At 70.2% G+C, this 22,415-nt stretch carries 26 protein-coding genes and 2 pseudogenes; 24 read left to right on the top strand and 4 right to left on the bottom strand.

The genetic code is table 11. The features are described 5' to 3' along the window. The first annotated feature begins 62 nt into the window (after positions 1-62). The 8 genes and pseudogenes from Rai3103_RS16060 to Rai3103_RS16030 all read left to right on the top strand — a co-directional run bounded on the left by Rai3103_RS16060 (position 63) and on the right by Rai3103_RS16030 (position 5,598). Positions 63-476, top strand: coding sequence for a flavin reductase family protein (locus Rai3103_RS16060; protein WP_194793180.1), 414 nt, complete (start codon positions 63-65; stop codon positions 474-476). 15 nt (positions 477-491) lie between these two features. Then, positions 492-1,190 carry an MSMEG_4193 family putative phosphomutase gene (locus Rai3103_RS16055; protein WP_153573411.1) on the top strand — a complete coding sequence of 233 codons (699 nt, stop codon included), beginning with the start codon at positions 492-494 and terminating at the stop codon, positions 1,188-1,190. A gap of 9 nt (positions 1,191-1,199) precedes the next feature. Continuing rightward, positions 1,200-1,772, top strand: a complete 573-nt coding sequence (locus Rai3103_RS16050) for a DUF3090 family protein (RefSeq protein WP_153573410.1) — start codon at positions 1,200-1,202, stop codon at positions 1,770-1,772. A 362-nt stretch (positions 1,773-2,134) separates the two neighbouring features. After that, complete coding sequence (locus Rai3103_RS18065) at positions 2,135-2,629, top strand: SCO1664 family protein (protein WP_228489363.1); 495 nt, start codon at positions 2,135-2,137, stop codon at positions 2,627-2,629. Between the two features lie 10 nt (positions 2,630-2,639). Beyond that, a pseudogene (gene mshC, locus Rai3103_RS16040) lies at positions 2,640-3,875 on the top strand (cysteine--1-D-myo-inosityl 2-amino-2-deoxy-alpha-D-glucopyranoside ligase); the annotation flags it as partial. 18 nt (positions 3,876-3,893) lie between these two features. Then, on the top strand, positions 3,894-4,199 hold the full coding sequence (locus tag Rai3103_RS18060; RefSeq protein ID WP_277873029.1) for a phosphoribosyl-ATP diphosphatase: 306 nt from the start codon (positions 3,894-3,896) through the stop codon (positions 4,197-4,199). A gap of 87 nt (positions 4,200-4,286) precedes the next feature. Beyond that, positions 4,287-5,147 carry an ATP phosphoribosyltransferase gene (gene hisG, locus Rai3103_RS16035; protein WP_228488997.1) on the top strand — a complete coding sequence of 287 codons (861 nt, stop codon included), beginning with the start codon at positions 4,287-4,289 and terminating at the stop codon, positions 5,145-5,147. A gap of 1 nt (position 5,148) precedes the next feature. Beyond that, positions 5,149-5,598, top strand: a complete 450-nt coding sequence (locus tag Rai3103_RS16030; RefSeq protein WP_153573408.1) for a PH domain-containing protein — start codon at positions 5,149-5,151, stop codon at positions 5,596-5,598. 56 nt (positions 5,599-5,654) lie between these two features. Here the strand turns inward: Rai3103_RS16030 and Rai3103_RS16025 are convergent, their stop codons facing one another. Together Rai3103_RS16025 and Rai3103_RS16020 are read right to left on the bottom strand one after the other, a co-directional pair. Then, positions 5,655-6,482, bottom strand: coding sequence for a Cof-type HAD-IIB family hydrolase (locus Rai3103_RS16025; protein WP_153573407.1), 828 nt, complete (start codon positions 6,480-6,482; stop codon positions 5,655-5,657). Further along, complete coding sequence (locus Rai3103_RS16020) at positions 6,482-7,024, bottom strand: hypothetical protein (protein WP_153573406.1); 543 nt, start codon at positions 7,022-7,024, stop codon at positions 6,482-6,484. The genes Rai3103_RS16025 and Rai3103_RS16020 overlap by 1 nt, the downstream gene beginning before the upstream one ends. Positions 7,025-7,188: 164 nt before the next feature. On the opposite strand from Rai3103_RS16020, the gene Rai3103_RS16015 reads away from it, so the two are divergent. Next, a complete protein-coding gene (locus Rai3103_RS16015) occupies positions 7,189-7,620 on the top strand; it encodes an Hsp20/alpha crystallin family protein (protein WP_153573405.1) in 432 nt (143 codons plus the stop codon). A 245-nt stretch (positions 7,621-7,865) separates the two neighbouring features. On the opposite strand, the gene Rai3103_RS16010 is transcribed toward Rai3103_RS16015, so the two are convergent. Next, positions 7,866-8,471, bottom strand: a complete 606-nt coding sequence (locus Rai3103_RS16010; protein ID WP_153573404.1) for a hypothetical protein — start codon at positions 8,469-8,471, stop codon at positions 7,866-7,868. Positions 8,472-8,540: 69 nt separating this feature from the next. Between Rai3103_RS16010 and Rai3103_RS16005 the strand changes: the two genes are divergently transcribed. The 5 genes and pseudogenes from Rai3103_RS16005 to Rai3103_RS15985 all read left to right on the top strand — a co-directional run bounded on the left by Rai3103_RS16005 (position 8,541) and on the right by Rai3103_RS15985 (position 11,635). Continuing rightward, positions 8,541-9,140: an SseB family protein gene (locus Rai3103_RS16005; protein ID WP_194793179.1), complete on the top strand. Its 600-nt coding sequence runs from the start codon at positions 8,541-8,543 to the stop codon at positions 9,138-9,140. Positions 9,141-9,369: 229 nt separating this feature from the next. Next, positions 9,370-10,145 (top strand): annotated as a pseudogene (gene infC, locus Rai3103_RS16000) (translation initiation factor IF-3). Between the two features lie 31 nt (positions 10,146-10,176). Beyond that, on the top strand, positions 10,177-10,371 hold the full coding sequence (gene rpmI / locus Rai3103_RS15995; protein ID WP_153573402.1) for a 50S ribosomal protein L35: 195 nt from the start codon (positions 10,177-10,179) through the stop codon (positions 10,369-10,371). 42 nt (positions 10,372-10,413) lie between these two features. Then, a complete protein-coding gene (gene rplT / locus Rai3103_RS15990) occupies positions 10,414-10,791 on the top strand; it encodes a 50S ribosomal protein L20 (RefSeq protein ID WP_153573401.1) in 378 nt (125 codons plus the stop codon). A gap of 16 nt (positions 10,792-10,807) precedes the next feature. Beyond that, the gene (locus Rai3103_RS15985; protein WP_153573400.1) at positions 10,808-11,635 is read left to right on the top strand and encodes a TrmH family RNA methyltransferase; all 828 of its coding nucleotides are present in this window, start codon (positions 10,808-10,810) and stop codon (positions 11,633-11,635) included. 23 nt (positions 11,636-11,658) lie between these two features. On the opposite strand, the gene Rai3103_RS15980 is transcribed toward Rai3103_RS15985, so the two are convergent. Then, positions 11,659-12,321 carry a hypothetical protein gene (locus Rai3103_RS15980; protein WP_153573399.1) on the bottom strand — a complete coding sequence of 221 codons (663 nt, stop codon included), beginning with the start codon at positions 12,319-12,321 and terminating at the stop codon, positions 11,659-11,661. 128 nt (positions 12,322-12,449) lie between these two features. Here Rai3103_RS15980 and Rai3103_RS15975 point away from each other — a divergent pair, with 128 nt between their 5' ends. From Rai3103_RS15975 to argF, 10 genes are all read left to right on the top strand, one after another. Continuing rightward, entirely contained in the window at positions 12,450-13,076 is a 627-nt protein-coding gene (locus tag Rai3103_RS15975) for an alpha-ketoglutarate-dependent dioxygenase AlkB (protein ID WP_153573398.1), read from the top strand. 117 nt (positions 13,077-13,193) lie between these two features. Continuing rightward, positions 13,194-14,303 carry a phenylalanine--tRNA ligase subunit alpha gene (gene pheS, locus Rai3103_RS15970; protein ID WP_153573397.1) on the top strand — a complete coding sequence of 370 codons (1,110 nt, stop codon included), beginning with the start codon at positions 13,194-13,196 and terminating at the stop codon, positions 14,301-14,303. Next, on the top strand, positions 14,300-16,801 hold the full coding sequence (pheT, locus tag Rai3103_RS15965; RefSeq protein WP_153573396.1) for a phenylalanine--tRNA ligase subunit beta: 2,502 nt from the start codon (positions 14,300-14,302) through the stop codon (positions 16,799-16,801). Before pheS ends, pheT begins: the two co-directional genes overlap by 4 nt. Further along, complete coding sequence (locus tag Rai3103_RS15960; protein ID WP_153573395.1) at positions 16,798-16,935, top strand: hypothetical protein; 138 nt, start codon at positions 16,798-16,800, stop codon at positions 16,933-16,935. Before pheT ends, Rai3103_RS15960 begins: the two co-directional genes overlap by 4 nt. After that, positions 16,920-17,117: a hypothetical protein gene (locus Rai3103_RS15955; protein ID WP_153573394.1), complete on the top strand. Its 198-nt coding sequence runs from the start codon at positions 16,920-16,922 to the stop codon at positions 17,115-17,117. The genes Rai3103_RS15960 and Rai3103_RS15955 overlap by 16 nt, the downstream gene beginning before the upstream one ends. A gap of 58 nt (positions 17,118-17,175) precedes the next feature. Further along, positions 17,176-18,204, top strand: coding sequence for an N-acetyl-gamma-glutamyl-phosphate reductase (argC, locus tag Rai3103_RS15950; protein ID WP_153573393.1), 1,029 nt, complete (start codon positions 17,176-17,178; stop codon positions 18,202-18,204). Then, complete coding sequence (gene argJ, locus Rai3103_RS15945; RefSeq protein ID WP_153573392.1) at positions 18,201-19,352, top strand: bifunctional glutamate N-acetyltransferase/amino-acid acetyltransferase ArgJ; 1,152 nt, start codon at positions 18,201-18,203, stop codon at positions 19,350-19,352. Before argC ends, argJ begins: the two co-directional genes overlap by 4 nt. After that, on the top strand, positions 19,349-20,254 hold the full coding sequence (gene argB, locus Rai3103_RS15940; RefSeq protein ID WP_153573391.1) for an acetylglutamate kinase: 906 nt from the start codon (positions 19,349-19,351) through the stop codon (positions 20,252-20,254). The genes argJ and argB overlap by 4 nt, the downstream gene beginning before the upstream one ends. After that, positions 20,247-21,446 (top strand): acetylornithine transaminase, encoded by a 1,200-nt coding sequence (locus tag Rai3103_RS15935; RefSeq protein ID WP_153573390.1) that lies wholly within the window; start codon positions 20,247-20,249, stop codon positions 21,444-21,446. The genes argB and Rai3103_RS15935 overlap by 8 nt, the downstream gene beginning before the upstream one ends. Before the next feature lies 1 nt (position 21,447). Further along, positions 21,448-22,410 carry an ornithine carbamoyltransferase gene (argF, locus tag Rai3103_RS15930; protein WP_153573389.1) on the top strand — a complete coding sequence of 321 codons (963 nt, stop codon included), beginning with the start codon at positions 21,448-21,450 and terminating at the stop codon, positions 22,408-22,410. Positions 22,411-22,415 lie beyond the last annotated feature (5 nt).

Genomic DNA, 22,415 nt, shown 5'->3' with positions numbered 1-22,415 from the left:
CCGCGGGAGCTGCGCGACCCGGTACGCCGGCTGCGGGGCCACCTCCCCGCGCCGGTCACCGTGTGGACGAGCGCCGAGGGGGTGCACGGGACGGTTGGACGATCTCCTCCCTCCTCGTCGGGGAGGGAGAACCGGCCGAGCTCATCGCGCTGGTGGACGAGGACTGCGACTGGTGGGACCTCTTCCGCTCGACGGGCACCGCGACGGTGAACGTCCTGGGTCCGGGGCAGGGCCGGGTCGCGGACGCCTTCGCCCGGATCGCGCCCTCGCCCGGGGGTCCGTTCCGCACGGGGGAGTGGACGGACGGTACACACGGTCCACGATTGATCGACGCCGCCGGGTGGGTCGGGGTCCGCCTCGTCGACGCGACGCCGGACCACGCGGGCTGGGCCCTGTTGGTGCGGGCCACGGTCGAGGAGTTGGACCTGGCCGACGGGGTCGACGCCCTCGAACACCGCTACGGGCGCTACGTCTGACCGTACGCTGGCCCCATGACCATCCTCCTGCTGGTCCGCCACGGTCGGACGACCGCCAATGCCTCCGGCATCCTGGCGGGCCGTACGCCCGGCATCAGGCTGGACGCGACAGGCTGGGAGCAGGCCCGGGCGGCCGGCCAGCGCCTCAGCGGGCTGACGTTGGCGGCGGCCGTGTCCTCACCGATGGAGCGCTGCCTGGAGACGGCCCGAGCGTTGCACGAAGTCTTGGGGGAGGGGCGGCCTGAGCTCGTCGTGGACGATGCCCTGTCTGAGGTGGACTACGGCGAGTGGAGCGGCCGGGCCCTCGAGGAACTCGCCAAGGAGGAACTCTGGCGGACCGTCCAGGCCCATCCCTCGGCGGCACGGTTCCCGGGGGGTGAGTCCATGGTCGCCATGGCCCAGCGAGCCGTCAGCGCCGTCCGGGCCAGGCAGGACACCCTGGCGGACGAGGCGGGCGCGGAGGCGGTCTGGCTGGCGGTCAGTCACGGGGACATCATCAAGGCCGTGCTCGCGGACGCCCTCGGCCTGCACCTGGACCACTTCCAGCGCCTGGTGGTCCACCCCGCCTCCATCAGCGTGGTGCGCTACACCACGGCCCGACCGTACGTCCTGGCCCTCAACAGCACGGCGGGGATCGTCCGTGACCTCCTCCCCGAGGACACCGGCCGCAGCCTGGATGCCGTGGTGGGTGGCGGCGCGGGATCGGCGACGTAGGCTGGCGTCGTGGCCGCATTCACCCTTCGCTACGACCACCCCGATCGCTTCGTCGCGGGGACCGTCGGCGAGCCCGGGGACCGGATGTTCTTCCTCCAGGTCAGGGAGGCGGACCGGCTCTCCTCGCTGGTCTGCGAGAAGCAGCAGGTGGAGGTCCTCGCCAACCAGATCGCGCATCTGCTGGACGAGGTGTCCGCCCGTTCCCTCAGCGGCATCGAGATCCCGCCACCCGTCGCGGGGGCGGCCGACACGCGCCCCTTGGATGCGCCGATCAGCGAAGACTTCCGGATCGGCCCGATGAGCCTGGCCTGGGACAGCCGGCACGACAAGGTGGTCCTCGAACTGTTCTCCGACGACGTGGAGGAGGCCATCACGGCGGTCGGGGAGATCGACACCGACGCGCTCGAGGAAGGTGTCGTCTGCATCATCGGACTCACCCCGGCGGATGCCCGGCAGTTCGTCGCCCGTGCCCAGGCCGTCGTCGCGGCGGGCCGCCCGGTCTGCCCGTTCTGTCGGCAGCCGATGGATCCGGACGGGCACGTGTGCCCGCGCTCCAACGGTTATGTCAACCCGCTGGCGTGATCGGCCACGGTTGATCGGTTCCGCGGCGCACGGCCCGGCCGACCGACGCCGAAGCGGCCCCGGGAGGCCGTGATGCACCCTGCCCTGACCACTGCGCCGTTCGAGGGCCCCGAGGTGTCGCTGCGGGTGCTGGGGCGGATCCGGACGGCGTCCAACGCGACCTACCTGGCCGAGGTGGATCGCCCGGGGGCCTCTCCGCTGCGGTGCGTCTGGAAGCCGGTCGCGGGGGAGCGCCCGCTCTGGGACTTTCCGGACGGCACGTTGGCCGCGCGTGAGGCGGCCGCGTACGCCCTGTCGGCCGCGGCCGGCTATGACGTGGTCCCGTCGACCCGGCTGGTCGAGACCTCCCGGGCCCCGGGGCGCTGCAGACCTGGGTCGAGGTCGACGAGGACCTCGAGGACTTCGTCGCCCTCGCTCCGGCGGACCGGATACCCGAGGGTTGGCTCGGGGTCCTGGCGGCGGTCGACATCCGGGGTCGTGACGTCACCCTTGTCCACCGCGACGACCCGCGACTGCGCCGGCTGGCGCTCTTCGACGCCGTGACGAACAACTCCGACCGCAAGGGCATCCACCTGCTGCCCAGCGCCGGGGCGGTTCTCGGTTGCGACCACGGGCTGTGCTTCCACCGGGAGCCGAAGCTGCGCACGGTGTTGTGGGGCTGGGCGGGGGAGCCGCTACGAGCCGACGAGGAGGCGCTGCTCGAGCGCACCCGGGCCGTCGCCCCCCAGGTGCTGGAGGAGTTCCTCACGGCGGCCGAGATCCGCGCCGTGGTCGCCCGCGCCGAGGCGATGATGGCAAGCGCCACGCTTCCCGTCCCGCAGGACGGCTGGCCGTCGATCCCTTGGCCGCCGCTGTAAAGTCGCGTCCATGCGTGCCTGGAGCTCCCCCGCCCTGAAGTCGGTCCCCGGTGACGGGAGTGCACCCGTACGGGTCCATGACACGGCCAGCGGTGGGCTGCTCGCGGTGGGCCCGGAATCGGGCGAGGCCCGCATGTACGTCTGCGGTATCACGCCCTACGACGCGACCCACATGGGTCACGCCGCCACGTACGTGGCGTTCGACCTGCTCAACCGTACGTGGCGTGACCGCGGCCTCGACGTGCACTACGTCCAGAACGTCACCGACATCGACGACCCGCTGCTGGAGCGTGCGGCCGCGACCGGAGTCGACTGGACGACCCTCGCCGTGGACCAGACCGACCTGTTCCGCTCGGACATGGAGGCGCTGCGCGTCCTGCCTCCGCGCGAGTACGTGGGTGCCGTCGAGGCGATCCCGCTGGTCGTGGAGGCGGTGGAGAAGCTCGAGGGTCGTGACCTGGTCTATCGGCTCGACCCGGCCACCGACGGTGTCGAGGCCCCCGACTGGTACTTCCGTTCCCGCCGGGTGCCGCACTACGGCGACGTCTCCCACGTGGCGGAGGGGGAAGCCCTGGCGACCTTCGCCGACCGGGGCGGCGACCCGGGCCAGCCCGGCAAGGACGACCCGTTCGACTGCCTGGTCTGGCGGATGGCCCGCGACGGGGAGCCCTCCTGGAACTCCGCACTCGGCCCGGGCCGGCCCGGCTGGCACATCGAGTGCTCGGTGATCGCCCAGCACTACCTGGGCACGACGTTCGACGTCCAGGGCGGCGGCTCCGACCTGGCTTTCCCGCACCACGAGATGAGCGCCGCCGAGGGCCGGGCCACCAGCGGTCGGCGGTACGCCTCGGCGTACGTCCATGCGGGGATGGTGGGTCTGGACGGCGAGAAGATGTCGAAGTCGCGGGGCAACCTGGTGCTGGTCTCCCGGCTGACGGCGGCCGGGGTGGATCCGATGGCGATCCGGCTGGCGATCCTCGCGCACCACTACCGCGACGACTGGTCCTGGACCGATGGTGGCCTGCTCGAGGCCATCGGCCGCCTCGATGTGTGGCGCCGTGCCTTCAGCGCCGTAGCCGGGCCCGACGCCGCCCCGACGATCGCGGCCGTCCGGGCCGCGCTGCGCGACGACCTCGACGCGCCGGCGGCCCTCGAGGCGATCGATGCCTGGGCCTCCGCCGTGCTGGCGGGGGAGGGGTCGGACACCGACGCCCCGGCCCAGGTGGCGTTGGCCGCCGACGCCCTACTCGGTGTCGCGGTCGACATGACGACGACCTCCTCGGCCACGTCGGATAGTCTCAACCGCGTGAAGACCTTCGAGAGCCTTTTCGCCGAACTCCAGGACAAGGCCGCCAAGCGTCCCGAGGGCTCGGGGACGGTCGCCGAACTCGACGCCGGTGTGCACCAGATCGGCAAGAAGATCATCGAGGAGGCGGGCGAGGTCTGGATGGCCGCCGAGTACGAGGGCAAGGAGGCGACCGCCCTGGAGATCTCCCAGCTCCTGTACCACGCCCAGGTGATGATGATCGCGACCGGACTCTCCCTCGACGACGTCTACCGCAAGCTCTGAGGCCGGCCCGAGCGGGCGCCGGCGGCCCGGTGTTCCGTCCCCGCTCCCGGGTTGGGCCGGGCAGCGGGGCCCCATTAGGGTGGGGCCGTGAACTCAGAACGTCCGTTCCTCAAGGTCGCCGTCCCGAACAAGGGATCCCTGTCGGAAGCATCCATGCAGATGCTGCGCGAGGCCGGCTACCGGCAGCGCTCCGACTCCAAGGAACTCATGGTGGTCGATGAGGCCAACCGGGTCGAGTTCTACTACCTGCGCCCCCGCGACATCGCCATCTATGTCGGTGAGGGCACCCTCGACATCGGCTTCACCGGCCGCGACATGCTCCTCGACTCGGGCGCCGCGGCGACGGAGATCAAGGCGCTGGGGTTCGGCGGGACCCGCTTCCGCTTCGCCGCCCCGAACGAGGCCGCGATGACCGTGGACCAACTCGACGGCAAGCGCATCGCCACCTCCTATGTCGGTCTGGTCAAGGCCTGGCTGGATGAGCGATCGATGAGCGCACGGCTGATCAGCCTCGACGGCGCCGTGGAGAACTCCGTCCGCCTGGGCGTGGCCGACGTCATCGCCGACGTCGTGGAGACCGGCTCGACCCTGAAGCGGGCCGGGCTGTCGGTCTTCGGCGAGCCGATCCTGCACTCCGAGGCGATCCTCGTCCAGCGCAACGGCGACGTTCCGGAGGGGCTGGAGCACTTCGTCCAGCGCATCGAGGGCGTGCTGGTCGCGCGCGCGTACGTCCTGATGGACTACGACGTGTCCGAGGACAAGTTGGAGGCCGCCCTGGCCCTCACGCCGGGTTTCGAGTCCCCGACGGTGTCCGAGTTGGCCCGCAAGGGATGGTTCGCCGTGCGGGCGATGGTGCCGGCCGATGATGCCCACCTGGTGATGGACGACCTGTGGGACCTCGGCGCGCGGGCGATTCTCGTCACGGATCTGGCTGCCTGCCGCCTCTGACATGGCGGTCCTGCTCCGGGTCCGGTCGCGGACCATGCTGACGACGGCCATTGTCGTGTCGCTGCTGACGCTCGGCAGTCCGGTCGTGACCTGGTTCGCCCTCCCCCCGGAGATCCGCGCGGAAGCGACCGGACCGGAACTCGCCATGGTCATCCTCATCCTCGTCGCCATCTCGGCCTTCACGATGGGGATCGGACTGTCGACCGTCGTGGCGACGGAGGAGGGCGTGGCGATCAGCACCGGGCTGATCCGCCATCGCTACGCCTGGCACGAGATCTCGGACATCCGCTTCCTGGAAGGGGATCCGTGGGCCTACATCTTCACGTTCCGCCGGGACCGCGACGGTGACCCGCAGCGCCGCATGGTGATGGCCATCCAGAGCCCGGACGGCGATCGGGCCAGGCTCGACGCCGCGCGGCTCCAGGAGATCTGGCTCAGCCACCGCCCGTAGAGGGCGATCCCCTTGAGGGGAGAGCCGGATCCCCGGTGGCAGAAGCCTGCGCCCGCTCAGACGCTGACCAGCATCCCGTCGAGCACCCGTGCGATGCCGTGGTCGTCGTTGCTGGTGGTCACGACGTCCGCCACCTGCTTGAGCGCGTCGATCGCATTTCCCATCGCCACCCCAAGGCCAGCAGCCCGCAGCATGGTGATGTCGTTCTCGTTGTCCCCGAAGGCGACGGTCCGCTCCAGCGGGATGCCTTCGGCGGCGCAGAACGCGGCGAGCGCTGCTCCCTTGCTCACGCCGGCGGCGTTCACCTCGTAGTAGTAGGTCGACGAGAAGCAGGTCTCGATGTCGCTGCCGCCCAGCGCGTCGATCGCGTCCCGGTGGTCGACGAGGACGTCGTACGGTGCGGCGACGAGGATCTTCGGCGGAGTGGGGGCAACTGCGTGGAGGTCGTCGACGACGATCTCGGTGGTGCCGTTGGCCCGGGCCTCGACGTGCACCATATAGCCGTCCGGATCCTCGATGAAGACCTCAGCGCCCACCGGCACGATGGTCGAGACCGGCAGTGCGCGCAACCCCCGGTACATCCGTGCCGACACATCGGCAGGGATGGGCCAGGAGGCGATCTCTCGGCCCGTCGCGCCATCCTCGATCACGGCTCCGTTGCAGCCGGCCAGGACGAGGCCATCGATCGGCAGACCGAGGCGGGCGACCTGGAACCGCAACCCCGCCACCGGGCGCCCGGACGCGATCATCACGGTGGTGCCGGCGGCCCGGATGCGGTCGATCGACTCGCGGGTGCTGTCGAGGATGTCGTGGTCGGACGAGAGGAGCGTGCCGTCAACATCGAACGCCACCAGTCGCGGAACCTGCAGGGACATGTCCCCCATCAGTTGATCCCGTGCTTGCGCAGGATGTCGTCGATCTCGTCGAACTCGTCACCGCTCCCGGCGGTGCCGGACCCCTTCGCCGCTGGCTGCTTGGCGGCGGTCGTCCGGGTAGCGGCCGGATCATTCGGCTTCGTGACCTGTCCGGCACCGGTGCGCGGCGTCACCTGCCCCTGGCCCGACCTGCGTGCCCTGCGCTCCTCTCGCCGGGCTCGCTTGTCCTCCTTCGTCCTGACGCCGATGCCCCGCCGGTTCAACGCACCGGCGATGAGCCAGAGCACGATGGCCAGACCCAGCGCGCTGATGCCTGACGCCACCAGGGGTGTCCACACCAACGCGAGGCCCCACGAAATCAGCGCCGAGACGAGGTCGTAGGCCAGTTGCATCAAGCCGGACAGGAAGAGACCGGCGCTCAGCGCGACCAACCCGAAGCCCTCCAGGACGCGCCCGGCGCCGTAGCCGGCACGCCAGCTGACGAGCGCGAACACCAGACCGATCAGTGCCAGTGCGAGGGTCGCGACGAGCAGGACGTTCGAGGGATTCATGACCTCAGCCTACCCGGGCGGTGGTGTCGCCCCGGAGGGCACGCGGCGTGGCGCCGGTGGGGCAGGGCCGAGCGGGCAGGGGCCTCCGGGAGCCCGTCCCGAACCTCTTGACCCCCGCAGCTGCCGGACCGACGCTGAAGGGACAACGGAGGAAGGAGCCGACCATGGCACTCGTACGCCGACCCAGGGCCCCGTGGGGAGTCCCACCCTGGGTCGATCTGCAAGATTTGGCCGAGAGGTTCTTCGAATCGGACGAGGAGTCGCTGCTGCGGGTCGAGGAGTACGTCGACGGCACGACCCTGGTGGTCCGAGCCGAGGCGCCGGGCCTTGATCCCGACAAGGACGTCACGATCTCGGTGGAGAACGGCAAGCTCACCATCCGAGCCCAACGGGAGGAGCGGACCGAGCACAAGGAGAAGGACTCCTACCGTTCGGAGTTCCGCTACGGATCGTTCAACCGGACCATCGCGCTGCCCGCCGGTGCCACGGAGACGGACGTGACCGCCAGTTATGCCGACGGGGTCCTCGAGATCCGGGTGCCGATCGGTGGTGAACTACCGCCGGGAGGCCGGAAGGTGCCGGTCACCCGAGGTTGAGGCCCGCTGGACCGGTCCGACACCACGAGCATGCAGGAGGTGTGCCTGAGTGACGTGTGCCTGAGGGGGCACCGCCGCGGCGATCAGTGCGTCGGACCGGGAGCGCCTCTCGGCGAGTGGCCGCTCGTAGCGGCGAGTGTTGAGGCCCGGGGCTACCGCGGCCCGACGCGTTTTCGAGGATAGATCCCCGATGGGGCCTGACCCAAACCGGTTTCGGAACCGTCTCCCCGGGCGCCGACCAGACGTCAGTGCAACGCGTCGGTGCGCCACAGTTGCGCGCAGGCAGTGAGGTCCTCGGCCATGGTCTGCATCCTGGCCGCCTGCAGGGCGGCTTGGGTGCCCTCGGACACCTCGGCACGGCCGGAGGACACCACATGGCAGAAGGCGGCCGCGCGCTCGAGGGCGATGGCGAAATCCCCGTCGAAGACGCCGCGGAGGATCTCGTCGGTGACCCGCCGCACCTCGTCGGGGCCGGTCGGGTCGCCGGCGCCCGCCACTGCGTGATCCGGCTCGGTGAAGCGGATCCCGGCGGCGTACTCGCGTGCAGCCCCGTAGGGATCGGTGAGCACCCAGGAGTGGAGAACGTACAGGCGCCACAGCGCCCCCGGAAGCGTACGCGCGGGGCGCTGCGCCCACAGGTCGGCGAGGGTGTCGAGCCCGATGTCGTCGACGAGGGCCACCAGTCGGTCAGTCACCGCGGGATCGTCGGTGGCGCGGCCGGCGTGGAGCAGGATGGCGGCGGACTCATGGGCGGCGTGGAGGGCAGCGATGGGGTCCGTCCGCTCACCCAACGCCTCCAGCGCGGCCGGAGGAAGGAATCCGGGGCGGCGCGGTCTGCGGTCCTCTGTCATCCGTCAAGGCTAGTCACCGGGATCCCCGAAGGCGGGTCGGACGGGAGGGATCCTCTACTCTTGGTCACCATGACGGACCACCACGACCACCTGCTCGGGGACACCAGCCACGAGTTCGCCGACGACGACGGCTCCGCGCCCGAGGGGCTGCGTGACGTGATGACCGCCGCCCAGGACGGTGACCAGGTCGCCTATCTCGACGCGGTCGTGGAGTTGTGCCTCTCGCGTCTGCTCATCCCGATCGTCTCGAGCGGGGAGAACCTGAGCCCCGAGGGGCCCGACCCGGATCGGCACGCCGAGATGTCGGCGGTGCTGCTGCAGCAGGCCGACGGGGCGAAGGCGATGCTCGCGTTCACCGGGGTGGACTCCCTGGCTGCCTGGAACCCCCGGGCGCGGCCGATCCCCGCCACGCTGGACCGGGTGGCGGAGGCGGCCGTCATGTCCGGGGCGCAGACCCTGTTGATCGACCTCCAGGGCCCGGTCCCGATGGCACTCGAGGAACCGCTGCTGACGAACCTCGGCCAGGGCCGGCGGCTGGTGCGCCTCGACGACGGCTTCGGGTGGCTGGCGACCCGCGAGGACGAGGAGCACGAGCACCCCGGGCACGAGCACCATGGGCACGAGCATCATCATGACCATGACCACCCCCACGGCGCCCACCGGCACTGAAACGGCCGCATCCCCGCGTCGGCGAGGCAGGTGGATGCCGATTAGGGACTGAGGGGGATCTTCGCTAGACTGATCGCTGACCGATTCGACCCTGCGTCGGATCCACAAGTGGGGACCTGATCTCCCACCCGTACGGCACCCGCCGGGCATCGCCTGGCAACCGTCGTCGGGTAGGTCGCATGGACGCGAAGCCTTTGCCAATCGTTCCGGGCGTCGGCTTCGCGGTGTCATGCGTTCACTCAGGGCCCCGCGACGGCGGGGCCTTTGTCGTATCCCCGGGTCGCAACCCTGCGAGTACCGCAAATTTGGAGGAAGCATCAGCACTGAACCGCGCATCAATGAGCGCATCCGGGTCCCGGAGGTCCGACTCGTCGGCCCCAACGGAGAGCAGGTGGGCATCGTACGCATCGAAGATGCCATGCGATTGGCCCGCGAATCGGAGCTGGATCTCGTCGAGGTGGCCCCCCAGGCCAAGCCCCCGTGGTCAAGCTCATGGACTACGGCAAGTTCAAGTACGAGAACGCTCAGAAGGAGCGTGAGAACCGTCGTAACCAGTCGAATGCTCTCGTCAAGGAGATGAAGCTTCGGCCGAAGATCGACGATCACGACTACGAGACCAAGAAGGGTCACGTGGTCCGCTTCCTCAAGGGTGGCGACAAGGTCAAGATCACCATCATGTTCCGAGGTCGTGAGCAGAGCCGTCCTGAGCTGGGGTTCAACCTGCTGCGCCGGCTCGCCGAGGATGTCGACGAGTTCGGCACCATCGAGTTCCCTCCCAAGCAGGAAGGGCGGAACATGCTGATGATCCTCGCCCCGACGCGCAAGAAGACGCAGGCGCGCTTCGAGCACGAGAAGGACAAGGAACGCAAGGCGGCCGAGCGCGCGGCCGACGTCGAACTCGAGCGTGAGGAGCAGGCCGCCGCCCGCGCCCGCGCCGAGGCCGAGGAGAAGAAAGCGAAGAAGAAGGGTCCGGCCGACAACATGGACCCCGATATCGACCTGTGATCGCCGCAGGGCGATAGAAACGGAGCACAACATGCCGAAGATGAAGACGCACTCCGGTGCCAAGAAGCGGTTCAAGCTGACGGGTTCCGGCAAGGTCATGCACCGCCGGGCCGGGAAGATGCACCTCAACGAGCACAAGTCCAGCAAGCGCACCCGTCACCTGACGGGCGACGCCGTGCTGCCGACCGGCGACGCCGCGAAGGCCAAGAAGCTGCTCGGCAAGTGAGCATCCCCCACCCTGATTTTGTGAACTGAAGGAGATACCACCATGGCACGCGTCAAGCGTTCTGTGAATGCGCACAAGAAGCGCCGCGAGGTCCTGGACCGCGCATCCGGCTACCGCGGCCAGCGCTCGCGCTCGTACCGCAAGGCCAAGGAGCAGCTGCTCCACTCCGGCGTCTACAGCTACCGCGACCGTCGCGCCAAGAAGGGCGACTTCCGCAAGCTCTGGATCCAGCGCATCAACGCGGCGGCTCGCGCCGAGGGCATGACCTACAACCGCTTCATCTCCGGCCTGAAGAACGCCGGCGTCGAGGTGGACCGCAAGATGCTCGCCGAGCTGGCCGTCAGCGACTCCGCCGCCTTCGCCACGCTGGTGCAGGTCGCCAAGGACAACCAGCCGGCCGCGGAGACCGTCGCCGCCTGATGTCGCGAGCCGTCTCATGACTTCGGCACAGCATGGACCGGCCGGATCGCAGGAGCCCTCCGGGGCCCGCGTCCGGTCGGTTCGTCGTCTCACCTCCCGCAAGCATCGCGAGGAGGAGGGCCAGTTCCTGGCCGAAGGGCGCCAGGCCGTCCGAGAGGCCCTGACCCATGGCGACGTGATCGCGGTCTGGGTGGACCGTGACCTCGCCGATCGGCACCACGTCCTTGTCGCACAGGCCGAGGCGGCCGGTGTCCCGGTGTACGCCGTCGGGTCCCACCTCATCGCCGGGCTGAGTGACACCGTCACCCCGCAGGGCATCCTCGCCCAGGTCGCCACCCCGGCCGCCTCGCTCGACGACGTACTGTCCGCAGCGCCTCGCCTCGTTCTCGTCTGCGCCCAGATCCGCGATCCCGGCAACCTCGGCGCCGTGGTGCGCGTCGCCGACGCCTTCGGGGCGGACGCGGTGGTCTGTACCAAGGGATCCGTCGAATGGACGAATCCGAAGGTCGTCCGCGCCAGCGTCGGCTCTGTCTTCCACCTGCCGCTGGTGACCGGCCTGGCCCTGGCGGATGTCGCGGACCGCCTGCGTGCGGCCGGCCTGCAGATCCTGGCCGCCGACGGTGGTGGGGACGATCTGCAGGACTATGTCACCCGGGGGCTGCTGACCCGGCCGACCGCCTGGGTGATGGGCAACGAGGCGTGGGGGCTGCCCGAGGAGGACGCGGCGCTGGCGGATGCCGTCGTCGGGGTCCCGATCTGGGGCCAGGCCGAGAGCCTCAACCTCGCCACCGCGGCTGCCGTCTGCCTGTGGACCACGGCATCGGCGCAGCGCATCCAGGACTGAAAATAGGCCGTCACCGGGCCGTCTCAGCCGTGGGAATTCAGGCCCGGGATCTTCGGCAGCTGGAAGCTCGGGAACCCCGTCGGGAGCAGTGGGCCCGAGACGCTGGGCAGGACGCTCGGCAGCCGGGTCGGCACAGTGATCAGCGGTGTCCGGGTCACAGTCGCCGTGACCGTCGCCGTGGCGGTGACGGTGGGCACAGGAGCGGGGGTACGGGTCGCCTCGCGTACCGCCGCGGCCAGGGCCATCGCCACCAGGCCGATCACGATCCCGAGCGCCAGCATGAGTCGACCTCGACGGCGAAGGGCTCGCTGGTCGTGCCGGGTCGCTGGCGGCATCGGTGCCTCGGGCTGCGGCGGGGGGAGGGACGTGCCGGCGCGTTGCCGGGCGACGTAGTCGGCGTCGTAGTAGCTGTCCCGGACCTCGCGGTACGACTCGTCCGAGCTGCCCTCGTGGTAGGCGGGCAGGCGCCCGGTGTCCTGGTCGTCCGCGGTCGCGTACGTGCGCGTGGGGTCGGGCGCCGGGCCCCGCCCAGGGCGGAACGCCTGCGTGGACTGGTCCGAGCCACCGAAGACGTGGGTCTGCTGTTCGTCGCGGGTGACCCGGCGCGCCGCGTCGTCGCCCGGAGTCGGTCCGGTGGTGCGGCCCGGCTCGCCGAATCCCCAGGTCCGCTGGTCGTCCTCGCCCATGGCACCTCCTGTCGCGACCTCACTTCGACGGTACTGGCGAGCCGATACCCAGACAAACACTGCTGACACGTCGGACTCGTCCGACTTCAGCTCTGGCGATCGAACACGTGAACGAATAGAATGGCTCCATGGTGCAGGGCACACTGTTCGATCTCCAGACACGAGTAGGACCCTCTCCCGCCTGGGACGGCCCGGGGGTGCGGAGGGTCCCGCTGAGGGACGGTGCGTGGATCGACCTTCGGCCGGGTTGGCTGTCGGGGGCGGAGGAGCTGTTCAACGCGCTGCTCCCGGCGGTCCCCTGGCGCGCCGAACGCCGGGTGATGTACGACGCCGTCGTCGACGTACCCCGTCTCACCCGGTTCTACGGGGGCGGCGAGGACCTGCCGCACCGGGCGATCGCGGAGTGCCGCGACGCCCTGTCCGCTCACTGTCGCGCCGAGCTGGGGGAGGAGTTCGTGTCGGTGGGGATGTGCCTCTATCGCGACGGGCGCGACTCGGTCGCCTGGCACGGCGACAGAGTGGGCCGTTCCCGTACGGAGGACACGATGGTCGCCATCCTGTCGCTGGGGGCGACGAGGCCGCTGATGTTGCGCCCACGCGGCGGCGGGCGGTCGCTGTCCCTGCCGCTCGGTGCGGGCGATCTGGTGGTGATGGGCGGCAGCTGCCAGCGCACCTGGGAGCACTGCATTCCCAAGACGCGCCGCACCATGGAGCCGCGGATCTCCGTCCAGTTCCGCCCGGAGGGGGTGCGCTGAATCCTCCTCCCGCGGCAGATCCACGATCCCACCGGTTCGCCCGCCGCGCCGTCAACTCCTAGACTTGGCCGCGGTGTCGGCAGGGTGTCGGGGCCGTACGGAACGCGAGGGGAGCCCATGTCAGGGCCGAACACGAACTATGACCCGGTGGAGACGACGCCGCTGCAGCAGGAGGCGCTCGACCTGTTCGTCGCCGAGGCCAAGGCTGCTTTCGCCGGGGCGATGACCCTCGCGGACCTGAAGGCTGCGCGTATCGCCCACACCGGCGACCGTTCCCCCCTCGCCTTGGCCAACCGAGAGATCGGTGCCCTCCCGCCGCAGGCCCGCAAGGAAGCCGGACAGCGGATCGGCAAGGCTCGCGGTGAGGTCAACAAGGCTCTCAAGATCCGCGAGGAGGAGGTCCGCTCCGCCGAACTCGAGCGGGTCCTCGTCGAGGAGCGGGTCGATGTCACTCTGCCCGTCGAGCTGCACCCGGCCGGTGCCGTCCACCCCATCACCGGGCTGATGGACCGCGTCGCCGAGGTCTTCGTGGCGATGGGCTGGGAGATCGCCGAAGGACCGGAGGCCGAGGCCGAATGGGTCAACTTCGACGCCCTGAACATCCATCCTGACCACCCTGCCCGCCAGATGCAGGACACCCTCTACCTGGAGCCGCTGGAGAACAACACCCTGCTGCGGACCCACACCTCTCCGGTGCAGGTGCGCACCATGCTGGAGCGCGAGGTGCCGATCTACGTGGTCTGCCCAGGGAAGGTCTATCGGGCCGACGAGCTGGATGCCACCCATGTGCCCGTGTTCCATCAGGTCGAGGGCCTGTGCATCGACAAGGGCATCACCTTCGCCCACCTGCGCGGCACCCTCGAGCACTTCGCCCGGGCCATGTTCGGTGACGTGAGGACCCGGATGCGCCCGAACTACTTCCCCTTCACCGAGCCGAGCGCCGAGGTGGATCTCGAGTGCTTCGTCTGCCACGGCGAGTCCGTCGGCAACCCGGACCGCCCGTGCCGCACCTGCAACTCCGAGGGCTGGATCGAGTGGGGCGGCTGCGGTGTGGTCAACCCCCGCGTGCTGGTCTCCGCCGGGATCGACCCCGAGGTCTACTCCGGCTTCGCCTTCGGCATGGGCATCGAGCGCACCCTGATGTTCCGCAACGACGCCGCCGACATGCGCGACATGGTCGAGGGTGACATCCGCTTCAGCCGTTCTCTCCTGGGAGGTGCCCGATGAAGGCCCCGATGTCCTGGCTGCGCGAGTACGTCGCGCTGCCCGAAGCCCTCGAGGCCCGCGAGCTCGCCGAGGAGCTCATCACGTACGGTCACGAGGTGGAGCAGGTCGAGTCGGCCGGTGCCGACGTCCAGGGGCCGGTCGTCGTCGGTCGGGTCCTCGACCTGGAGAAGAACCAGCAGAAGAACGGCAAGTTCATCAACTGGTGCCATGTCGACGTCGGCGAGCACAACGACCCCACAACCGGTAACCGCGGCATCATCTGCGGCGCGCACAACTTCGTCGCGGGCGACCTCGTGGTCGTGGCGCTGCCCGGCGCGGTGCTGCCCGGTGACTTCGCGATCGCCTCCCGGAAGACGTACGGCCACATCTCCGACGGGATGATCTGCTCCTCGGCCGAGCTGGGGCTCGGCGACGACGGCGGCCACGGCATCATCGTGCTCGACCCCACCGACGATGACGGCAACGCCCTCGTCGTGGGCCAGGACGCCAAGCCGTTGCTGCACCTGCGTGAGGACGTCCTGGACATCGCCGTCACCCCGGACATGGGCTACTGCCTGTCCATCCGTGGGCTGGCCCGGGAGGCGGCCGAGGCGACCGGCGCGGCCTTCACCGATGTCATCGACCGTGACGTGCCGGCCCCCAGTGCCGCCGGCTTCCCGGTCACCGTCGAGGATGCGGACGGCTGTCCGGTCTTCGTCGCGCTCCGCCTCACCGGTTTCGATCCCACGGCGACCAGCCCGCGCTGGATGCAGCGCCGCCTGGCGTTGTGCGGCATGCGCTCGATCTCCCTCGGAGTCGACGTCACCAACTACGTCATGCTTGAGACCGGCCAGCCGCTGCACGCCTATGATGCCTCGACCCTTCAGGGCGGCATCGTGGTCCGCCGGGCGAAGGCGGGGGAGACACTGACCACCCTTGACGGGGTGGTCCGTACCCTGGATCCGCAGGACCTGCTGATCACCGATGACTCCGGGCCGATCGGCCTGGCCGGCGTGATGGGCGGGGAGAACACCGAGCTGCGCCAGACGACCACCGAGATCATCCTCGAGTCCGCGAACTTCAACGCCCTGGCGATGTCGCGCACCGCTCGTCGGCACGGGCTCGGTTCCGAGGCTGCCCGGCGCAACGAACGCGGCGTCGACCCGAACGCCGCCTACGCGGCGGCACACCGCGCCGCGGACCTGCTCGTGGAGTACGGAGGGGCGACCCTGGCGTCCGCCGAGACGGTCGTCGGTGAGGTTCCCCCTGCCCCGGTGCAGACCATCGACATCGACCTGCCGGCGCGGATCCTGGGCACCGACGTGACGGCGGAGGCCACCATCCGCTACCTCGAGGGGGGCGGCACCCGCGTCGAGCGGCGCGGCGACCGGCTCACCCTCACCCCGCCCACCTGGCGTCCCGACCTCGTCGACCCCTACGACTACGTGGAGGAGGTCGGCCGCAAGGTCGGTCTGGACACGATCGAGGGCGTGCTGCCGCCGGCGCCCTCCGGTCGCGGCTTCACGGCTTCCCAGCGGGCCCGCCGCTCCCTCGACGTCGTGCTGCCGGCCGCCGGGTACACCGAGGTGCTCAGCTTCCCGTTCGTCGCCGTCGACGACCTCGACCGGATGGGGATCCCGGCCGACGACCGGCGCCGCGACCTCGTGCGACTCGCCAACCCGCTCTCCGATCTCCAGCCCGCGCTGCGATCCTCCCTCCTGCCCGGGCTCTTCGGTGCCGTTGCGCGCAACACCTCCCGCAGCCTCGACGACCTGGCCCTGTATGAGCAGGGCTCTGTCTTCCGGGGGGCGAGCCGGCCCGTCGCTCCTCGCCTGGGGGTCACTCAGCGCCCCGACGCCGAGCAGATCGCCCAGCTGCGGGCAGCCCTCCCGGAGCAGCCGCGCCACCTCGCCTGCGTGCTGACCGGCGACTGGCGCAGTCCCGGCTGGGCCGGCGGCGCGGAGAAGGTCTCCTGGGTGCACGCGGTGCACTTCGCCGAGACCGCGGCGGAGGCGCTTGGCCTCACCCTCAAGCGCCGAGCGGTCGGCATCGCCCCCTGGCATCCTGGCCGGTGCGCCGAGTTGTCGGTGGACGGCACGGTCGTGGGTCACGCCGGTGAGCTGCATCCCCAGGTGTGCGAGGCGTACGGGCTGCCGGCGCGCACCTGCGCCGCCGAGCTGGACCTGGACCTGCTCATCGAGCTGGCACCTGCGGGCGGGTCGGTCACCCCGATCTCCTCCCACCCGGTCGCCAAGGAGGACGTCGCACTCGTCGTGGACAGCGACGTGGCCGCCGCCGACGTCGAGGCTGCCCTGGTCCGCGGCGCCGGTGACCTGCTGGAGTCGATCCGCTTGTTCGACGTCTACGAGGGCGAGCAGATCCCCGCCGGCAAGAAGTCCCTGGCGTACGCGCTGCGATTCCGCGCGGCGGACCGCACGCTCAAGGACAAGGAAGCGATCGAGGCACGTGACGCCGCGGTCGCCGCGGCAGGCGAGCTGGGCGCAGAATTGCGGTCATGACCTTCGCGATCAGGGTCGCCTGGTTCGTCTACGGCATCTACGCCCTCCTGCTGGCCATCGGCTCCTTCTCCTACAGTCTGGTGGGGGCCCTGGCGTTCTGGGGGCGGCGGTGGCCGTCGTGGCGCACCTCCTGACCCGGAGCACTCCCGCGGCGTACATCGCGGCGGCCCTGATCGCCTTCGGCCCGCTCGTGGTCGACACCGGGACATCGCGACCGTTCGGTGCGGTCTACCTCGCGACCAACCTCCTGGTGGCGATCGTTTTGGCGTGGCTCGCGCACGTGGCCCAGCGGCGCCGGCTCGCCCAGAAGTACTGACCGGAAGCCGGCGCGGAACCACCTGCATAATCATTCCGGTTGTGGCATAGTTATGCGCATGTCATTGCGCGTAGCTGTAGCCGGGTGCACCGGGTATGCCGGCGGAGAGGTCCTCCGCCTCCTGCTCGGCCATCCCGACGTCGAGATCGGGGCCCTCACGGCCGGTTCGTCCGCCGGTTCGACGCTGGGGGAGCATCAGCGCCACCTCACGCCGCTCGCCGATCGGCGGATCGAGCCGACCGAGGTCGACACGCTGCGCGGTCACGATGTGGTCTTCCTGGCGTTGCCGCACGGCACCTCGGGTGCCGTTGCTGCCCAGCTCGATCCCGGCACCCTCGTCGTCGACTGCGGCGCCGACTTCCGGCTCGAGGACCCGCTCGCCTGGGAGAAGTTCTACGGCAGCCCGCATGCCGGCACCTGGCCGTACGGACTCCCCGAGTTGCCCGGGCAGCGCGAGGTTCTCGCCGCGACCAAGCGGATCGCCGTGCCCGGCTGCTATCCGACCGGGGCCACCCTGGCGCTGCTGCCGGCGCTGACCGCGGGACTGATCGATGGCCACGACGTGGTCGTCGTCTCGGCCTCGGGCACCTCTGGCGCCGGCAAGTCGCTCAAGCCCCACCTGCTGGGGTCGGAGGTGATGGGCTCCGTCAGCGCGTACGGCGTCGGCGGTGTGCACCGGCACACCCCGGAGATCCTGCAGAACATGGCGCGGCTCGGGGCGACGCACCCCGCCCTGTCGTTCACCCCGCTGCTCGTGCCCATGCCGCGCGGCATCCTGTCGACCGTCACCGCCCCGATCACCGGGGTCTCGGCCGAGGAGGCCTACGCGGCCTACGCCGAGGCGTACGCCGATGAGCCGTTCGTCCGGGTGCTTCCGCCCAACACCTGGCCGACCACCGCGTCGATCGTCGGGTCCAACGTCGTCCACGTCAACGTGACGGTCGACGAGGCCGCCGGTCGGCTGGTCGCGGTGTCTGCCATCGACAACCTCACCAAGGGCACCGCTGGTGGTGCCATCCAGTCCATGAACTTGGCCTGTGGTCTGCCCGAGACCACTGGTCTGCCGATGATCGGAGTCGCGCCGTGAGTGTCACCGCAGCCCAGGGATTCACCGCCGCCGGTGTCGCAGCCGGGATCAAGGCCTCCGGTCGCAAGGACCTCGCCCTGGTCCGCAACCTCGGTCCCCGCTTCGACGCCGCCGGGGTGTTCACCTCCAACCGGATCTGCGCCGCGCCGGTGACGTGGTCGCGTCAGGCGATCGCCGACGGCCGGATCGACGCCGTCGTCCTCAACTCCGGTGGTGCCAACGCCTGCACCGGCGTCGAGGGCTTCGCCGACACCCATCACACCGCCGAGAAGGTGGGCGAGGAATTGGGCATCGCTGCGGGTGACGTCGTCGTCTGCTCGACCGGTCTGATCGGCGCCCGGCTGCCGATGGACGCCCTGCTCACCGGCATCACGACGGCGGCCGCCGACCTGTCCGCTGACGGCGGCCTGGCCGCTGCCGAGGCGATCATGACCACGGACACGCGGCCCAAGGAGGCTGTCCGTACGGTCGACGGCTGGACCGTCGGTGGGATGGCCAAGGGAGCCGGCATGCTCGCCCCCGGTCTGGCCACCATGCTCGTGGTGATCACGACCGACGCCGTCGTCCCCGCCGAGGACCTGCAGTCGGCGCTGGGCGCGGCGACCCGCGTGACGTTCGACCGGCTCGATTCCGACGGCTGCATGTCGACCAACGACACCGTCGTGGCGCTGGCCTCCGGTGCTTCCGGAATCACCCCTGAGGCGACGGCCTTCCTGGCGGCGCTCACCGAGGTCTGTCACGACCTTGGCCAGCAGCTCATCGGGGACGCCGAGGGCGCCAGTCACGACATCGCGGTCCGCGTCGTCAACGCCGCCTCCGAGGATGACGCCGTCCAGGTCGCACGCTCGATCACCGGATCCAACCTCTTCAAGTGCGCGATCTTCGGTAATGATCCCAACTGGGGCCGGGTCCTCTCGGCGCTGGGGACCACCGCCGCCGCGTACGAACCCGACGGGGTCGACGTCTCCTTCAACGGCGTGATGGTCTGCCGGGGCGGCGCCATCGGCGAACCGCGCGAACTGGTCGACCTGCATCCCCGCGCGGTCGACGTGCTGGTCGACCTGCACGCCGGTGACGCGCAGGCCACCGTGTGGACCAACGACCTGACGTACGACTACGTCAAGGAGAACGCGGAGTACTCCTCATGAGTGACGCGGTGGACGCCCTCACGCTCACCGACAAGGCCTCGATCCTGATCGAGGCGCTGCCGTGGATCGACCGGTACGCCGGCCGTACCATCGTGATCAAGTACGGCGGCAACGCCATGATCAACGAGGACCTGCAGCGCGCCTTCGCCGAGGACATCGTGTTCCTGCGCCGGTGTGGCGTGCACCCGGTCGTCGTCCACGGCGGGGGGCCGCAGATCTCGGCGATGCTCAAGCGCCTCGACATCCCCTCGGAGTTCCGCGGCGGCTTCCGGGTGACCACGCCCGAGACCATGGAGGTCGTCCGGATGGTCCTGATGGGCCAGGTGGGCCGGGAGTTGATCGGGCTGGTCAACGAGCACGGGCCGCTGGCCGTCGGCTCGTCCGGGGAGGACGCCGGACTCTTCCGGGCCGAGCGCCGCACCGCCGTGGTCGACGGTGAATCCGTCGACCTGGGCCTGGTCGGCGACGTCGTGCACGTGCGGCCACGGGCCATCCAGGACCTCATCGACGCCGGCCGCATCCCCGTCGTCGCGACCGTGGCACCGGACGAGGACGGTCAGGTCCTCAACGTCAATGCCGACACCGCCGCCTCGGCCCTGGCGGTCGCGCTCAAGGCCGACAAGCTCGTGATGCTGACCGACGTCGAGGGCCTCTACCGGGACTGGCCCACCAGCGAGGAGATCATCGCCCAGATCACGGCCTCCGAATTGGAAGCCCTGCTGCCGTCCCTGGCCTCCGGGATGGTCCCCAAGATGGAGGCCTGCCTGCGGGCCGTCCGCGGCGGGCTCAACCGGGCCACGGTGATCGACGGTCGCGTCTCGCACGCGCTGCTGCTGGAGATCTTCACCAATGCGGGCATGGGCACCATGGTCGTCGCGGACAAGGAGAACATCGATGACTGACCGGACGAGCACCGTCCAGGCGGAGTGGCTGGAACGCTACGACACCTCCTACATGCACAACTTCGGCTCACCCACGCGAGTGCTCACCCGGGGCGAGGGCTGCCGGGTGTGGGACGTGGAGGGCCGCGAGTACCTCGACCTGCTGGCCGGTATCGCGGTCAACTCCCTCGGCCACGCCCACCCCGACGTCGTGGCCGCGGTCACCGACCAGGTCGCGACCGTCGTCCACATCTCCAACCTCTTCACCAGCCCCTGGCAGGTGGAGTTGGCCGAGCGGCTGGATGCGCTGGTCACCGCCAACGCCCCTGGGACCCCCTCGCGGGTGTTCCTCTGCAACTCGGGCTCCGAGGCCAATGACACCGGGTTCAAGCTGACCCGTCGTACCGGCCGCACCAAGATCGTCGCGATGGAGGGGTCCTTCCACGGTCGTACGCTCGGAGCCGTCAGCCTGACCGCCAAGGCGGCCTACCGGGAGCCCTTCGAGCCGCTGCCGGGCGGCGTCGTCTTCGTTCCGTACGGGGACGAGGCGGCGTTGGCCGAGGCCGTCGACGACGAGACGGCGGCCGTGGTGCTGGAGACGATCCAGGGTGAGAGCGGCATCATCGTCGCCCCCGAGGACTTCCTGCGCGCCGCGCGCCGGATCACCGACCAGCACGGCGCCCTGCTGTGGGTCGACGAGGTGCAGACCGGCATCGCCCGGACCGGCGAATGGCTCTCCTACCTCCCCTCCGGCATCACCCCGGATGTCGTCACCCTGGCGAAGGGCCTCGGTGCCGGCATCCCGATCGGTGCCTGCATCGCGACCGGTCCCGCGGCAGAACTCCTCGGCCCGGGGTCACACGGATCGACCTTCGGCGGCAACCCCCTCGCCTCGCGGGCCGGCCTCACCGTCCTGGACGTGATCGAGCGGGACGGCCTGCTACAGCACGTCCGGGAGGTCGGTGACCATCTCGAGGCCGCCGTTGTGGCGCTCGGACACCCCGACATCGTCGGCGTCACCGGCGCCGGGCTCCTGCGGGGCATCGTCCTGACCCGCGACATCGCCCCGGCGGTCAGCGCTCGTGCCCTGGAGGCCGGCTTCATCATCAACGCCCCGCGTCCCAACCGGCTGCGCATCGCGCCGCCGCTCATCATCACTACATCGGAGATCGACTCGTTCGTCGCCGCGCTCCCCACTCTCCTGGAAGGCTGACATGACTCTGCGCCACTTTCTCGCCGACGACGACCTGACCGCGGAGGAGCAGTACTCCGTCCTCGAGCTGGCCGCCGAACTGAAGGCTGATCCGATGGCCCGCCGCCCGTTCGAGGATCGATCCATCGCGGTCGTCTTCGACAAGGCGTCCACCCGTACGCGGGTGTCGTTCGAGGTGGGGATCACCGAACTCGGTGGCCATCCGATGATCATCGACGGGTCGAGCTCCCAGATGGGGCGCGGCGAGTCGATCGCCGACACCGCCCGAGTGCTGGGGCGCCACGTGGCCGCCATCGTGTGGCGGACGTCCGGCCAGGAGCGGATCGAGGAGATGGCCGCGTACGCCGGCGTGCCCGTCGTCAACGCCCTGACCGATGAGTACCACCCCTGCCAGATCCTCGCGGATCTGCAGACCATCCGCGAGCACAAGGGCGGCACGCGCGGCCTCACCTTCACCTACTTCGGCGATGCCGCCAACAACATGGGCAACTCGTACGCGCTCGGGATGGCACTGGCCGGCATGCACGTCCGACTCGCCGGTCCGGAGGGCTTCCTCCCCGATCCCGAGATCATCGCGCGGGCCGAGCGGATCGCCTCGTCCACCGGCGGCAGCATCACCGTCACGACCGACGCCCGCGCCGCGGCGGAGGGCAGCGACGTGATGGTCACCGACACCTGGGTGTCGATGGGGATGTCGGGGGAGGGCCGCGAGACCGTCTTCCGGCCCTACCAGATCAACGCCGACCTGATGACGCTGGCAGACAAGGACGCCATCGTCATGCACTGCCTGCCCGCCTACCGCGGCAAGGAGATCACGGCTGAGGTGCTGGACGGGCCCCAGTCGGTGATCTGGGATGAGGCGGAGAACCGCCGGCACGCCCAGAAGGCCGTTCTCACCCTGCTCGCCGAGGCGTCGGCGCCTGCCGGCGGCCCTCGTGGTGCGGGGCGGGTCGGCTCCCGCTGAGGGCG

The organism is Raineyella fluvialis (assembly GCF_009646095.1).
In the GTDB taxonomy this organism is placed as follows: Bacteria; Actinomycetota; Actinomycetes; order Propionibacteriales; family Propionibacteriaceae; genus Raineyella; species Raineyella fluvialis.
The sequence above is the reverse complement of the archived record's forward strand: the minus strand, read 5'-3'. Positions and strand labels throughout refer to the sequence as shown.

Excerpts from the sequence above, each read along its gene's own strand:
- Rai3103_RS15980 (WP_153573399.1), bottom strand. The coding sequence starts at position 12,321 with ATGGGCGAGGACGACCAGCGGACCTGGGGATTCGGCGAGCCGGGCCGC.
- Rai3103_RS16015 (WP_153573405.1), top strand. The coding sequence starts at position 7,189 with ATGGCACTCGTACGCCGACCCAGGGCCCCGTGGGGAGTCCCACCCTGG.
- Rai3103_RS16005 (WP_194793179.1), top strand. The coding sequence starts at position 8,541 with ATGACGGACCACCACGACCACCTGCTCGGGGACACCAGCCACGAGTTC.
- Rai3103_RS16025 (WP_153573407.1), bottom strand. The coding sequence starts at position 6,482 with ATGGGGGACATGTCCCTGCAGGTTCCGCGACTGGTGGCGTTCGATGTT.
- argF (WP_153573389.1), top strand. The coding sequence starts at position 21,448 with ATGACTCTGCGCCACTTTCTCGCCGACGACGACCTGACCGCGGAGGAG.
- Rai3103_RS15960 (WP_153573395.1), top strand. The coding sequence starts at position 16,798 with ATGACCTTCGCGATCAGGGTCGCCTGGTTCGTCTACGGCATCTACGCC.
- Rai3103_RS16020 (WP_153573406.1), bottom strand. The coding sequence starts at position 7,024 with ATGAATCCCTCGAACGTCCTGCTCGTCGCGACCCTCGCACTGGCACTG.
- Rai3103_RS15975 (WP_153573398.1), top strand. The coding sequence starts at position 12,450 with ATGGTGCAGGGCACACTGTTCGATCTCCAGACACGAGTAGGACCCTCT.
- pheT (WP_153573396.1), top strand. The coding sequence starts at position 14,300 with ATGAAGGCCCCGATGTCCTGGCTGCGCGAGTACGTCGCGCTGCCCGAA.
- rpmI (WP_153573402.1), top strand. The coding sequence starts at position 10,177 with ATGCCGAAGATGAAGACGCACTCCGGTGCCAAGAAGCGGTTCAAGCTG.
- Rai3103_RS16030 (WP_153573408.1), top strand. The coding sequence starts at position 5,149 with ATGGCGGTCCTGCTCCGGGTCCGGTCGCGGACCATGCTGACGACGGCC.
- Rai3103_RS18060 (WP_277873029.1), top strand. The coding sequence starts at position 3,894 with ATGACGACGACCTCCTCGGCCACGTCGGATAGTCTCAACCGCGTGAAG.
- Rai3103_RS15935 (WP_153573390.1), top strand. The coding sequence starts at position 20,247 with ATGACTGACCGGACGAGCACCGTCCAGGCGGAGTGGCTGGAACGCTAC.
- pheS (WP_153573397.1), top strand. The coding sequence starts at position 13,194 with ATGTCAGGGCCGAACACGAACTATGACCCGGTGGAGACGACGCCGCTG.
- argB (WP_153573391.1), top strand. The coding sequence starts at position 19,349 with ATGAGTGACGCGGTGGACGCCCTCACGCTCACCGACAAGGCCTCGATC.
- Rai3103_RS16055 (WP_153573411.1), top strand. The coding sequence starts at position 492 with ATGACCATCCTCCTGCTGGTCCGCCACGGTCGGACGACCGCCAATGCC.
- argC (WP_153573393.1), top strand. The coding sequence starts at position 17,176 with ATGTCATTGCGCGTAGCTGTAGCCGGGTGCACCGGGTATGCCGGCGGA.
- Rai3103_RS16010 (WP_153573404.1), bottom strand. The coding sequence starts at position 8,471 with ATGACAGAGGACCGCAGACCGCGCCGCCCCGGATTCCTTCCTCCGGCC.
- rplT (WP_153573401.1), top strand. The coding sequence starts at position 10,414 with ATGGCACGCGTCAAGCGTTCTGTGAATGCGCACAAGAAGCGCCGCGAG.
- Rai3103_RS15985 (WP_153573400.1), top strand. The coding sequence starts at position 10,808 with ATGACTTCGGCACAGCATGGACCGGCCGGATCGCAGGAGCCCTCCGGG.